General features: G+C 44.5%; 11 protein-coding genes. 1 reads left to right on the top strand and 10 read right to left on the bottom strand.

Translation table 11 applies throughout. The features are described 5' to 3' along the window. The 3 genes from Q1A23_RS18050 to Q1A23_RS18040 form a co-directional block, all read right to left on the bottom strand. Window positions 1–1,706, bottom strand: a 1,706-nt coding sequence (locus Q1A23_RS18050) for a recombinase family protein (RefSeq protein ID WP_299826028.1), incomplete at its 3' end; no start/stop codon positions are given. Window positions 1,707–1,718: 12 nt separating this feature from the next. Next, the gene (locus Q1A23_RS18045; protein WP_299826026.1) at window positions 1,719–2,141 is read right to left on the bottom strand and encodes a hypothetical protein; all 423 of its coding nucleotides are present in this window, start codon (window positions 2,139–2,141) and stop codon (window positions 1,719–1,721) included. A gap of 142 nt (window positions 2,142–2,283) precedes the next feature. Then, a complete protein-coding gene (locus Q1A23_RS18040; RefSeq protein ID WP_299826024.1) occupies window positions 2,284–3,222 on the bottom strand; it encodes a hypothetical protein in 939 nt (312 codons plus the stop codon). Window positions 3,223–3,375: 153 nt separating this feature from the next. On the opposite strand from Q1A23_RS18040, the gene Q1A23_RS18035 reads away from it, so the two are divergent. Continuing rightward, window positions 3,376–3,723: a hypothetical protein gene (locus Q1A23_RS18035; RefSeq protein ID WP_299826022.1), complete on the top strand. Its 348-nt coding sequence runs from the start codon at window positions 3,376–3,378 to the stop codon at window positions 3,721–3,723. 862 nt (window positions 3,724–4,585) lie between these two features. On the opposite strand, the gene Q1A23_RS18030 is transcribed toward Q1A23_RS18035, so the two are convergent. From Q1A23_RS18030 to Q1A23_RS18000, 7 genes are all read right to left on the bottom strand, one after another. Continuing rightward, window positions 4,586–5,341 carry an N-formylglutamate amidohydrolase gene (locus Q1A23_RS18030; RefSeq protein WP_299826020.1) on the bottom strand — a complete coding sequence of 252 codons (756 nt, stop codon included), beginning with the start codon at window positions 5,339–5,341 and terminating at the stop codon, window positions 4,586–4,588. A gap of 44 nt (window positions 5,342–5,385) precedes the next feature. Beyond that, complete coding sequence (locus tag Q1A23_RS18025; protein ID WP_299826019.1) at window positions 5,386–5,739, bottom strand: hypothetical protein; 354 nt, start codon at window positions 5,737–5,739, stop codon at window positions 5,386–5,388. Window positions 5,740–5,817: 78 nt separating this feature from the next. Next, on the bottom strand, window positions 5,818–6,810 hold the full coding sequence (locus Q1A23_RS18020; RefSeq protein WP_299826017.1) for a hypothetical protein: 993 nt from the start codon (window positions 6,808–6,810) through the stop codon (window positions 5,818–5,820). Between the two features lie 21 nt (window positions 6,811–6,831). Continuing rightward, complete coding sequence (locus Q1A23_RS18015; RefSeq protein WP_299826015.1) at window positions 6,832–8,001, bottom strand: hypothetical protein; 1,170 nt, start codon at window positions 7,999–8,001, stop codon at window positions 6,832–6,834. 75 nt (window positions 8,002–8,076) lie between these two features. Beyond that, window positions 8,077–8,556 carry a hypothetical protein gene (locus Q1A23_RS18010; protein WP_299826013.1) on the bottom strand — a complete coding sequence of 160 codons (480 nt, stop codon included), beginning with the start codon at window positions 8,554–8,556 and terminating at the stop codon, window positions 8,077–8,079. 4 nt (window positions 8,557–8,560) lie between these two features. Then, window positions 8,561–11,539 (bottom strand): DEAD/DEAH box helicase family protein, encoded by a 2,979-nt coding sequence (locus Q1A23_RS18005; RefSeq protein ID WP_299826011.1) that lies wholly within the window; start codon window positions 11,537–11,539, stop codon window positions 8,561–8,563. Window positions 11,540–11,594: 55 nt separating this feature from the next. After that, a complete protein-coding gene (locus Q1A23_RS18000; RefSeq protein ID WP_299826010.1) occupies window positions 11,595–12,836 on the bottom strand; it encodes a hypothetical protein in 1,242 nt (413 codons plus the stop codon). Window positions 12,837–12,858: the final 22 nt, after the last annotated feature.

Genomic DNA, 12,858 nt, shown 5'->3' with positions numbered 1-12,858 from the left:
AAGTGATTATTTTGATCGCTTTTCCCTTTTTCTTTTTGCTCCAAAAACTGCTGTATCTGGCTGGAAAGGGCAAAAAATCCATTTACTCTCTGGGTTCGATAACACTCCATTTCACGGTCATAATATACGCCTTCGGGAAACATCGTCGCTTGCAGCTGTTTTCTGGATTGCACATTTGATTTACTCCATGATTGTGAGATAGTTACCGCTTTTTCTAAGCCCATTTTGATAAACTCTTTTGGGTTCGATAAGGCTGGGGCACACTTTTCCAGATTTTGCTCGATTTCCAGCAACTCAGCTTTCAGTTCAGAACTGAATTTGACAAAGAGTTCTTTCTCAATTTCGCCAAAGGCATACCTTCTTTCTAGGGTATCTAATTTCTTTTTGAGCTCGGTGTGCTGCGTGGTCAACCGCTTTTCTTCTACCCTGCTTTCTTCAGTAAGCTTGTAGTAAGTTTCTTCCATGATCTCGGCTAGCTTGGGCAAGTACCTTGGATCAATCTCTAATTCGGATAGAAAGCCTTCATACAGGTTATGCAGTTTTCCAGCATTACGATTCAGCTTGCAGCCAATGGTGTTGCACTTATAATAATGGATCTGCTTTTTCTTCATCTCGTAACCAGTAAGTGGCTTACGACAGCTACCACACTTGATGTGATGACGCAGCGGCAATTCTTCGTCTTCTTTGACTTGGGTATAGCCATGCGCGTTCTGCGCCTGCAGGCCATTGACCTTTAAGAACATCTGGCGAGTGATTAGCGGCTCGTGCTGGCCTTCTACTACTTCCCCATCTTCCAGTAAGCCATGCGAGATTAAACCGCAGTAAAAGGGGTTTTTAAAGAGTTTTGTGATAGTTTGGTTGTAGAGCACCAATCCCTGAGCTTTCAGACGCTTAATGATGTCTGTGTTGGATAAACCTTGCTCTGCTTTGAGCTGAAAAGCTAGTCGTATTAACTTTCCGGTTTTGTTGGGTTTTAAAACGACTAGCTTTCCTACAATCACTTTATCATACCCCATCGGTACCTTGCCTACCCACAAACCACGTCTGACGCGGGCTTCCATGCCCGTCATGCACTTTTCACGGCGCTGGTCATTATCAAACTGCGAGAAGAGGAACTGGATACCCTGCTGCAGCTTACCAGCTGCGGTCTGGGTGTCTACAGGCTGGGTCACCGCTACAACGGATATACCCATGCGGCCTAATTCATCCACAATACCAATAGCTGAAGATCCTGTTCGCGAAAAGCGGTCGTGTGAGTAGACAATGATGTAGCCTACCCGCAGTTTGCTTTTCTTCACAAACTCGAGCATTTTCTGGAATTCTTTGCGCTCGTCAGACTTAGCGCTTTCATAAGTTCCGCCAAACTTGCCCACCACCTGGTAGCCGTGGCGCTCCGCATAAGCTGTACAGCGTTCTAGCTGCGTTGATAAACTTTGATTCGTCTCGGCCTGTTCTTTGGTTGATACGCGGGTGTAGATGATAGCTACCTTGCCGCGCGGTGCGGCTTTCTTACTACCCTTCTGCAATGGCCGTGCAAAGATGCTTAGCTCGTTCCCTTTCCCTGTAGCAGCGCGAAGTGCAGCTGGTTTTTTAGCTTGTACAGACTTATTTGTAGCTGCTTTTGCAGTAGATTTCGTAGCTGACTTCTTTTTCATTGGTGCAGCCTTATCTACTTCAAGTACAGCTGCTGTGGTTTGCTTTTTCATGTTCTATTCTGGTTAACGGGATAGGGACTTTGTTACTTTTTTGTTACTCTGGCCTTTTGGCTTTTGCACTTTAGAAACGTTAGCTGATTTAGCCTCTATTTCATCGTCTTCAACTATGATAGCTATCGGCTGTTCCTGCTGATGTTGGTTAAACACCCAGGCGCTAAAGCGAAGCATAAAGTCTACCTGTGCGTGCACTTCTTCTTCAGTCAGATGCTCCAGTCCTGGTGTCTGCCTAAGCTCGCGTACATGTCGCTCTATCGTTTCTACTTCTTCTGATAACTGCTTGTAGTAGTTTTCATAAGCGCTCAGCTGTTCTGCTGCTTCAAGTTCTTCAGCATTAGCCGCGCTTACTTTGCCTTTCGGCTGTGCTTGTTTGTGTTTACTGTTTGGTCGTTGGTTTTTCTGTTGTTGAGTTTTAGTTAAGGTTTTCACTTTTATGGTTGCCAGTGCCACAAGTCCGGGGCTACCGGTACCAGGGCGGGCTTGTACGTTAGGATGCGGGGCGACTGCTATCCTTAGCTCTTACCTGATCTGCGTCTGGAAAGAGTAAGCTACTGTAAGAAATTACTAAGTACTAAATTCGGCGGCGGTGTTCTTTGGTAAAATTTAGCTTAGACCCACCACGGTTTTCTAATTCAACTGACTGGTAATTCCTGAGGGCCAGCGTTTCGATTAATTGCTTTGATACTGATTCATCCAGATGCCCGTCTGAAGTAGTGCGAAGCGTAATCTGGCGCTTTTCATCAAAAGTGATGGTTACCTGCCGGAAGCTTTTATTTCGGATCGCTCTTACCACCTGTAATTCTTCTTCTGAGAGAAGCGACAAACGCGGAATGTAGTCGGCTTTGTCTTCATCCAGAATAAAAGCTGCTAAGTGTTGAGTAATGGATAAGAATACATGCGTTTTACCTAAAAGAACCTGCCCTTCCGGTCCCATGCCCTGCATCTCGTCCAGCCATGGTGCCAGATCGCCTGAAGGAAAGATCAGGATACCGGCTTCCTGCTTGCGGTACAGCGCTGCATAAATAAGGGATTCGAGCAAGCAAAGCTGCACACCGTAACTTGCTTGGGCGGCCTGCACTTGACCGCTCAGTTGTTCCGCAATAAAAGCTTCCACCTGCTTGGGGGACATCACTTTGCTGAGCTCGTCGCGCACTTTGGCGATCATCTCTGGCGTAAGTGCATCAGCCGGTATTTCCTGTACAGCAAACAAGTACTCTCGCAAGGCTTTTACCCGCGCCAGCGGCAAGCCAAGCTCACGCAGTTCTTTGGCCATCTTCAGCCACAGGTATTCCAGAAAACTAAGCTTGGTCCAGGACTGTTCTTCGGTCTTGGGTGCCAGTCCGGCTTTCTTCCAGTCTACATACAGCTTGGGGGCAATACCGGTTTGCTTCAGCGAAAAAATCGGCTCACGCAGCTTTTCGTAGAGTTCGGGTATTTGCTCCATTTCCTGCAAGTCCAGCTGCAGCGTAAAATCCGCAGCGTCTGTTTCTGGTAGTTCTGTCTCTTCCATCTTGGGTAGCGAATTATATATTTTACCCAAAGGTAATATTTAAAATACATTATACAACGCCTTTGTAATATTTGTTTTATTTCCGGATAAAATATTTTTTTAACCCATCTCGGGAGACCAAAATAGCGATGGCAGTATGCAAAAGAGATAGAAATGAAAATTGAGAACGATGCTCGCGTGCGCGCATACACGCGAGCATCATGCGCAGGTGCGCGCGATTATAGAAGTGTTGATGGTAGTTGCGGACACGACGGAAAAGCAGGTTTTGCGGTAAAAAAGCATTTTTCTGTATTTGAGCTTCAGCCCCATGGTTTGCGGACACTTTTGCGGATAGGTAAGTTACGTGCGCACAGACAGTTACAACCCTTTTTAGGCTTGCCGGAAACAGGCAAATTAGCTAGCGGAGTATGGGGTTTTTACGTGCGGAAACACGCCGGAAACTATAGTTTTCAGAAAGATCATGCGGATTCAGTAAAAATACTGTCCGCTCAATGGTATTGAAAAACAGGTAAAATCATAGCTCCTAAAACAGACACAAACCACGTTGTATCAATTAGTTACACACACTTTTAAAGTCCGGAAAACATGGCAAAAATGCAATTCCCGTGTTTCCGCTCCACAAGACCAAAAAAGGAGCATGTTTGACACAATCAGAAAACCACCAGATCATTCAGCTAAATTTTACTGAAAAGTGCAACGGAAGACAGTCCGCATATTGCTTAATTGATGCACCGGAACCAAACGGGGAAAATGAAGGTGTAAGCGGGTCCGTTTAAGCAGGTTGTAACCGTAAGAATGGAAACTCCGCACTTGTAAAACCAAGCCGGAAAAACACCGGTGGGCTTTAGCTTCCGCAACAGGCAGGATCACGTTTAATAGCGGAACATTTTTCCGTAGCCGGAAAGGCTGTTACAGAAAGTTACACGCATTTCCGCACACAATTTCTGTTCCGCATTTTAGGTAATTCTGCAGACTACTTTTAAGTGGTAAGGGGGCTGTTTCCGTATGAGGACTATAGCTGTTTTAACGCAAATTTTCAGATACAAATTACAAGGTGTGAAATCACAAAATTCTGTAGTCCGGAATAGGCATCTTCTACGGTTTCCGGCGTTGAATTACACCTTTCTCTACTCCTGCTTTAATCCTGTTTTTAGCCAACAATTTCATGGCTGATATCGCTCTTTCCTCCAATCTCTATAAAATATCAAAAACACCGCTATACACACTTGGATTTTGTTTAGTTTACTACTTTACTTAGGCCCCTAAGATAATCGAATAGAGCCTACTGAAGTTAACCGGTGATGAACAACTCGCTCCATGTTGTCAACTAGTAAAACGACCTGAAGCAAATTTCAAAAATCAGTTATAGTTTACACCGTAATAGCCCGTCTATGAAGGCATATATAAGAGTCTGAACGCTATCAAAATTTTCAGACTTCAAAGGCATTTCAGCGTCTGTTTGCTGCATGTAGAGCTTCCTGTTAATCTCCAGCATAATAGATTTTACCCGTTTGTCTTCCTGGTAATACTTAAGTGGCGTTATAGCACCGGCATAAGGGTCATTATCTAAAATAGAATACCCACTAGATGAGAAAAATTCCAGTGAAAATTGCCGCAAATTATCTGTCGTATGATAGGCATCTGTACCAATATTAAAGTCCGGCCTTGGCTGCTTTTTGATCAGGTCGCGGTTAAACGGCACATCGCGGTAAGAGTGGCAATCCAGGATGAGCACTTCCCCGTTCGCAGCCAATGCTTCATCAACGGCCTTTAAAAAAGCAGCATGATGGTGATCATAAAAATCTCTTTTTATGCGCTCTCTTAGCATCGCATTTACATTCCTCAACTCTAGCCCATCGTCAGTTTTGGTATAAAGCATGCCCATGCCATATTGTGCCATCACCTCATCGGCATCATCCGGAAAGCGTTCCACATCGCAGAATACCCTGGAGAAAGGAGAAACTATACGGATAGCATTTTCATGTGCAAAAAGCTCGTCCGTAAACCAATCTGTAAGCAGGTTCACTTCCCGATCAATTGTTTCCGAGTTATGAGTATAGCCATCGGTTAAAGGTATAGTTGTAGAAGAATGCGGAATGTGAAGTATTATAGTATTCATAAGTAAAATGAATATTGAAGTATGAAAAGGTGTTTAGCGAGCCATTATTTTAATAGGCTGTCCAGGTCAATATAAAGGTATTTTTCAAGTATAACCTCGCAGCAAAGCTGGGTAATGGCAATATTAAACCTGTCATAAGTATCATCACTTCTGCGCATTAATTCTCCTAGAACTTCCCCGACGCTTTTCCCTTCATTAAGTAGTATGGCGCACATTACAACAAAATCTGTAAACACCCCAACAAAATCCAGTTTAGCATTAATAACTGCATTATATTCATCGGCTCCAAACTCCAGAATATCACTGTTCGGCATACGTCTTAGCTCAGCTAATTCTGTGTTTCTTTCTGCCAGAATGTTTCTTGTAACAGAAAGGAAAGTATCTAATTCCAGGTTCATAGGTAAATTTTTATGTTATAAACAGGGAATATACTTTTGCCGATGGTGCTATGTGACAAGCTCTTATATTAATGAGATTCAGTTAATAACACGTTTAGGCAACAACCCCTTTTCCTTAATAACAGCATACATCTGCCAAATCAAATCACCAAATGCATCTAGATATAATGGTGTAAGCACTTCATCCGGAGAATTAATTTGAGCAGAATACAGTGCTTCCAATCCACCACCATACACAGATGTAGTAGTTTTTTGCTTGAAAAACCCATGGCTCTCGAGTAATGGATTGAGTTCAGCTATAGTATCCAGCATCATATCGTTAAGCGCTGTAGCAGACAAACGCTTGCCTGTAACAACATGTACATCCATATTCCGGACATGTACTTCTATCATCAGGTAAATTGTCAGGCGCATATCGTGCTCCTGCTCTACCCTAAAGGTTACAGGCTGCTGCTGTGGCTTCCAGTCAGGAGAAAATTTATGTGAAGGATTAATTGTAGGATCAGGTACATAGTATAGGTCGTTGGTTCCTGTTACTTTGACAACAGCGCTTATCAGTTTTTCTCGGACTACACCATACTTCTGGCTTACCCGTTCATGCAGCAGTTTGCCTTCCTTTAACTCCTGCACCACCATTTCTAAAGGAGCTCCCATCGGCAGGTTTTGTTTGTTAAACTGCAGCATGTAGCGGTAAAATATGTCCTCCAGCTGATAGCGTGATATACCAGGCATAGGCTTTTTGTAACGAAACCCGCTTTCTATCTCTAAATCATCTTGTGGAAACTTTTTCTTTTCAACTAAATCGGGATACAGCTCGCGGTACATTTCCAAGTTTCGCACTGTGTTACCGAGCAATTCATAAGTGAGCAAAAGTTTTCCAGCTCTGTTTACCGGCACTTGTTTCCAGAACTCCAGGAAAGGCCCCAGTAATGCGCTTCCTAAACGCTTTGTCCCCTTAGGTTCCGCAGCAAACATTATACGACTATGGTAATAAGCAGGCACCTGTACAATCTCATCGGTATGCTGCAGCAACAGTTCCAGGTTCTCTTCTAAAAAGGGCAGATTGTTCATAGGATATTTTCTTAGAGAATATTAAAACTGCAACACCTTATACTCTAGCTTCAGGTTTGTTTCACCATAGCTAACAGCAACTACCCGCCCATCCGTCAGCGGCACCAGTTTGTGCACTTCCTCCAACTCTGGCACTTTGCACAAATGCTGGCTATCTTGGTAGATACCAGAAAGCTCATAACTGCGCCCATATGTATACCTTGAATACCGATTCACATCTTTAAACTCTGCTTCTATCTGGTTCTGCTTTTCCTGATACTGTTGCAAGAGTTCGGGCAAAGCAAACCTGCCAATTCCATGATGTCCGCAAGCTATCAACACATTATCACCGGCAATAGCGAAGTCGTACAGCGTTACAGTATTTCTGGCTTTTTCAAGCTCCTGTTCAAGCGATGTAAACTTATCTGACTCTAGCATATCAAAGGCAGAGCGAAGATAATCTATAGTAAAAACCTGCTCATAGTTTGGCAGACTGAACACAGACACATACTCGCTCGAACCTGCTCTGCCAACACCTCCGGAAAGCAGAGCCATCCAGTTGCTGTTTATACTTCCCCGGTGTATGTGCTCGTAAGTACCATTGTTGGGCAAGTCTATAGTTTTAGTAGCTACTGGTGACAGCGGATCGGTAATATCATACTCAAACAAGTATTTTGGGTACATGATGTTATCTACCAACACCAGCTTATCATCATACACCAACACATCGTCTATACTTTTACCTTCCTGCATATCAATAGGCAGCGGCAGCGAGTGCCAAACTGGCTCTTCCAGCGTCAGGTCAAAGAAGCCGGCCATTTCGCCTTTATTTACTTTACTAAAATTCTTCTTATTCTCCCGCACTACCTCAAAACCACCCAGGTACAACACGTCGTCTTTTATAGCTAATGTCTGGTTTAAAATAAAAGACGGAAGCTGAATATCCGGCATTCTGATAAGGGTGCCGTCTTGCTCAATTTTAGCGCGAAAGATGTAAGCTTCTGTCCGGGATTGTTTCTGCTTTAGGAAATCATGCAGGGCTGTATCTTTTTCTTTAATAAAGGCTATCAGCCAGCAATTGCCACCAATGGCATGACGATCTTTAAAGCTAAAAGGCAGCTCCTGCAGTTGTTCAATATATTCACCTATAACACGGCAAAGCACAGCTGCACCACGACCAGGAAGTATGGTTAATTCGTTTAAAGAAATCATAAGTTAAGTAAGGATAAAGCTTAAAATAGCTAGTCTATTAGGATGTGCTTTTATCTGCAAGAGCTATTAATTAACTTAAGAGACCTTTGCCTCTTGTTTCATCTTTTTGATTTCTTCCACAGACACCTCTTGTATCAGGAAGCCGGCATAAGTGCTTTTCTCGTAGGTACCCTCACCTTCTAAGCACCAATTACCGCCTTTAAGCACTAAATCATAGGTGCCACTGTGTTCCACTTCGTCCAGGTATAGCGCAGCTACCTCACGGGCATGTGTATCAATTACTATAAATTTGTATTGGGCTGAATAATTAGAATGTCTACGCTTGTTTACCCAGTTATTATCTTTTAGCAATCTAGTACCAGGTATAGTTCTTGGATCATGGTGCTTCACCACTTTTCGCTTGCCGCTGACATAAATAGTGGTTTTGTACGTGACGTACTCTATAAACCCCTCCGAATATTCTGCCTTCATAAAAGGAAAAGGATAGGGCGTATTGTCTTTCACCTCCACATAGTAGGGGCTGGCGGGTTCATAATAATCTACTTCGAATCTCATAATCTTATTTGCCTAGCCCTCTAATTCTGGCATCATACAATGAGTTAAACCACAGGCGCTTCAACGTAGCGTTTGCCTTGTCTTCCGACAGCTTGTTATACAGGTCCAGCTTAGTATCTATGAAGTCAAGCAGGGCCTGGTCCAGCACATCGTTGAACTTGTCTTTGATGTTCTCGCGGGAGTTGTTGGGGTTGAAGATGCCCAGTAACTCCTGGTCACTTTCCAGGCGGTTCCGTATTTGTTCGAAGTCTAGTTTGTCATCATCAGTCAATTCCAGACCATAGGTGTCATTTAGGGTTTTGATGATGTTAGAGAGCAGGTCGCGTAACTCATCACTTCCGTTACCTCCGCCACTACGAGTTTGGCCATACAACTCAGCCGGCTCTTCCACTAAAGTAATATTTTGCTGGCCCTGCTGCTGAATTTTGTAACTATCCAGCTGCACCTCATTCAGAACTTCCTGCGGCAGGTCGCTGCCTTTTAGTGGCAACACTTTCAGCAGGTGGTTCAGGAATACGTAAAGCTTCTCCAGCTCCACATCCGAGAAAGTGATGATCTGGCTCAGGAACTTGTAGAGGCGCACAAAGTCGCGGGCATCGGCGCGGAACTTGTCCTGAGCATCTTCCTCCAGCTCGTCGGTAAAGCGCTTCAAGGCAGTACCCAGTAGTGGTTGCAGCAGCTGTTTGTTATCACCTTTACGGAAGAACACTTCTGCATAGGCCTCCAGCTCCACACTGGTCACGACACCCTGCAAGCTGATCTCAGTCTGCAAATCATAAAGCGTGTTCGGATCGGTCTGGTTATCTTCGGCCATAAAGTTCAGGTCGAAGTAGTCCTGGAAGTCAGCCTGAATGTCTTCCGGATCATTCACAAAGTCAAGCACCATCGTACCACCCTTGCCAGAAGTAGTGCGGTTCAGACGGCTCAGGGTTTGTACCGTGTTTACGCCACCCAACTTCTTGTCCACGAACATCGTGTGCAGCAAAGGCTCATCAAAGCCAGTTTGGTACTTGTTAGCCACAATCAGAATGCGGTTTTGCGGCAGCTTAAGCGCATCGGGTATGCTGATGTTGCCACCCAGGTCGTTCATACTGGTTTCGGTATAATCCATGCCTGTTTCAGCATCATGCACGGTTCCAGAGAAAGCTACCAAGGCTCTGTAAGGCAGCTTCATTTCCTGCATCAGGGCATCGAACTTGCACTTGTAACGCACGGCATGCAGCCTAGAACGAGTAACGACCATGGCGCGTGCACGACCATTAATTTCGTTTGCTGTTTTGCTAACAAAGTGCTCCAGCATGATGCGCGACTTCAACTCAATGGCGTGGTCCTGCAGGTCTACGTAAGACGTGAGCAGGCGCACGGCTTTGCGCGTTTCATACTCCTTGTCATCAGAGCTGCTGCGTTTGGCTAGTTTATAGTAGCGTTTAAACGGCGTATAGTTACCCAGCACATCCAGAATAAAGCCTTCGGCAATGGCCTGACGCATGGTGTACTCATCAAACGGCTCTAGCTTACCATCTACCTTTGTACCGAAGAGCTCAATTGTCTTCGGTTTTGGCGTAGCAGTAAAGGCGAAGAACGACACGTTGTTTTGACGGCCACGGCTCTGGATCTCATCTAATACAAGATCATCCAGTTCTTTTTCTTGCTGGTCTTCCTGCTCAGCTTCGTTCAGGCTAAGGGATTTGCGCAGGTGGCGTGCCGATTCCCCCGACTGTGAGCTATGAGCCTCGTCTATGATCACAGCATAGCGCCTGTCGGGGTGACGAGCAATGGTATCGGATATTACAGGGAACTTTTGCAGCGTGGTAATGATGATACGGCTGCCTTCTTCTATCGCCTTTTTCAGTTCTGCGCCCGGCTGTTTCTCGTCTATGGCGGCAATAACGCCCGGTACCTGCTCAAACTGCTTAATGTTAGCAATCAGCTGCTTGTTTAGTACGCGGCGATCTGTTACCACAATCACCGAGTCAAACAGCGATTTTTCGTCGGTTTGGTTCTGGAAGAAGTTAGACAGACGGTGCGCCAGCCAAGAAATGGTATTGGACTTGCCCGAACCCGCAGAGTGCTTGATCAGGTAGCGATGCCCTACGCCTTCGTGCGCTACGGCATTAAGGAGCTTGTAAACAGCTTTGCGCTGGTGATAGCGCGGAAAGATCAGCTTTTCTGACTTTTTAATATCCAGTTTGCCTTCCTTTTCATTGAAGTATACTTCCTGGTCGGTCTGCTCATTCACGAAGTTCTGCACCAGGTCCAGCAGCGAATCAGGTGCCCAAACGTCGTCCCACAGGTATTCGGTCTTGAAGCCGTTAGGGTTCACAGGGTTTTCTACGTCCTGATTAAAAGGCAGGAAGAATGTTTTTAGGCCGGCCAACTTGGTAGCCATGGCTACTTTTTCGGTGCTGACGGCAAAGTGCACCAGGCAGCGCTTATAAGCAAAGAGCGGCTCTTTAGGATCACGGTCTTCGCGGTACTGGCGTATGGCGTCGGTCAGGTATTGGCCGGTAAGAGCGTTTTTGAGCTCGGAAGTAAGCAATGGCAAACCGTTCAGGAAAATAACCAGGTCCAGCGAGTTGCTGTTGAACTTGGAGTACTGCAACTGGCGGATGACGCTGAAGTAATTAGCCTGGTATAGCTCCTGGTGCTCTTTGTTCATGCCACTCACGGGCTTAAAGTAGGTCAGGCGTAGTTTTTGCCCGGCATCTTTTACACCTTCGCGCAGCACATGCAAGGTACCAAACTTGGTTATGTTCTTACTGATGTTCGTAACTATACGCTCGTCGGCTCGTGCCCCGTAGTGCTCGCGCAGGGCTTTAAGGGGCTTCGGTTGTGTGGCTTCTAAAAAGCCAATAACCTCTTCAGGCACAAGGCAAAGTTCTTTATCATAAAGGCTGGTGTGCAGCTCATGGTAGCCATATTTTGTTACCAGGTGTTGCTCAATGTGTTCCTCTAAGTGTAGTTCTTTTGTTCCTGTTGCCATAGTTTATCTTAGTCTTTGTTCGGTTTATTGGTAAGCTACTCTTACTGCTAAAAGGTTAATCAAATTTATCTTTCCCTTTTTTACTGTTCATAGAAAACTCCATGATCTCTAATTGACTTTGGGAATTGATAAACTCAACTTCATCTATTAAACAAGCAACTATACGGGGCTGCGCATTTAGATCTTGCGCTAACTGTGTATAGATGGATCGCTGTGTTTTGAGTTCATCTTTATGAAAGCGACGTTTGCTAATATTAACTCCGCGCTTTAGAGCCATATCTTTAACTATAGATGAAACTTCAAGCAAACCATCCATAGCCTTACCTTTTGTGTTTTTATAGCTCTTTAAGATGGAGTGAAAAGAATCTCTGTGGTCTAATGTTAGTTTCGCAAAGAGTGCCGGCTTTAGGTCTTTTCCATTACCTAGTAGCTTCATAAAGTTGGCTTCCGGAACAGTGAGATTGACAACACCATCTTCACGGAAACTTCCGTTTGCGCGTGTGTAGGTGCGGTGCAAAATGGTATACCAATGCGCATCTCCCTGGCGTTGCAGTTCATAAACTGGCCCAGCAGATTTTACGGTTGCTCGCACTTGTGTTATGTCCTTAAACAATACTTCTTCATATGCCGAATAAAATGCTGCATTGTCGGGGTTACGATGTGCAGTACAAAGAAAAACGATTGTATCTATCTGATGCTGAAAATAAGTTGACATAGTAGGAACCAATCCCGCACAACTTTTAAGCTGTAACATTCTGATAGGAAAGCGGATGCCTTCTTGTAAATAGTCACGTTCTTGCGTACCAAGCCTGCTTTTAAATGCTCTGCGCATTTCAACTGGATCGTAATGATACACGCTTGGCTGGAAATTTACAGGTGCAGACGCAATAGCAGTAGCGCTTATAGTTTGCTTAACAACAGTAGTTTTAATTGTTTTAGGTTTTGGCGTAACTATCTTATTGCTGGTATTTTTTCTGAAAGGCCCTTCTGCAACTGTTTGTGGCAGCCCCTGCGGGTAATGCCAAGATAAACTTAAATACCGAACAGCTGAGAAACGATCGCCTTTAACGACGCCAGGAAATGTACTTGAAATAGTGGCAAAGGTATCTTCCCAGTTTGTGGTTGCAGTTTGGTTCTTTATGTAATATAGTTGTTGACATCCCACATCAAACGACAAAGCATTTGATACGATACTGCTGATAGATTTCTTTTTCTGTTCAGGGCTTACTCCATTTACTTGAGCCTCTTGTACAAGCCAATTTTTAAAATCAGCGCGTAGAGTTTTATCAATTACCATTAGCTAAAATTTTACTTATAGT

Source organism: uncultured Pontibacter sp., assembly GCF_947492645.1.
Taxonomy (GTDB): domain Bacteria; phylum Bacteroidota; class Bacteroidia; order Cytophagales; family Hymenobacteraceae; genus Pontibacter.
The sequence above is the reverse complement of the archived record's forward strand: the minus strand, read 5'-3'. Positions and strand labels throughout refer to the sequence as shown.

What these genes read in the sequence shown, in the direction of transcription:
- Q1A23_RS18010 (WP_299826013.1), bottom strand. Translation starts at nt 8,556, where the DNA reads ATGAGATTCGAAGTAGATTATTATGAACCCGCCAGCCCCTACTATGTG.
- Q1A23_RS18035 (WP_299826022.1), top strand. Translation starts at nt 3,376, where the DNA reads ATGAAAATTGAGAACGATGCTCGCGTGCGCGCATACACGCGAGCATCA.
- Q1A23_RS18020 (WP_299826017.1), bottom strand. Translation starts at nt 6,810, where the DNA reads ATGAACAATCTGCCCTTTTTAGAAGAGAACCTGGAACTGTTGCTGCAG.
- Q1A23_RS18025 (WP_299826019.1), bottom strand. Translation starts at nt 5,739, where the DNA reads ATGAACCTGGAATTAGATACTTTCCTTTCTGTTACAAGAAACATTCTG.
- Q1A23_RS18005 (WP_299826011.1), bottom strand. Translation starts at nt 11,539, where the DNA reads ATGGCAACAGGAACAAAAGAACTACACTTAGAGGAACACATTGAGCAA.
- Q1A23_RS18040 (WP_299826024.1), bottom strand. Translation starts at nt 3,222, where the DNA reads ATGGAAGAGACAGAACTACCAGAAACAGACGCTGCGGATTTTACGCTG.
- Q1A23_RS18015 (WP_299826015.1), bottom strand. Translation starts at nt 8,001, where the DNA reads ATGATTTCTTTAAACGAATTAACCATACTTCCTGGTCGTGGTGCAGCT.
- Q1A23_RS18030 (WP_299826020.1), bottom strand. Translation starts at nt 5,341, where the DNA reads ATGAATACTATAATACTTCACATTCCGCATTCTTCTACAACTATACCT.
- Q1A23_RS18000 (WP_299826010.1), bottom strand. Translation starts at nt 12,836, where the DNA reads ATGGTAATTGATAAAACTCTACGCGCTGATTTTAAAAATTGGCTTGTA.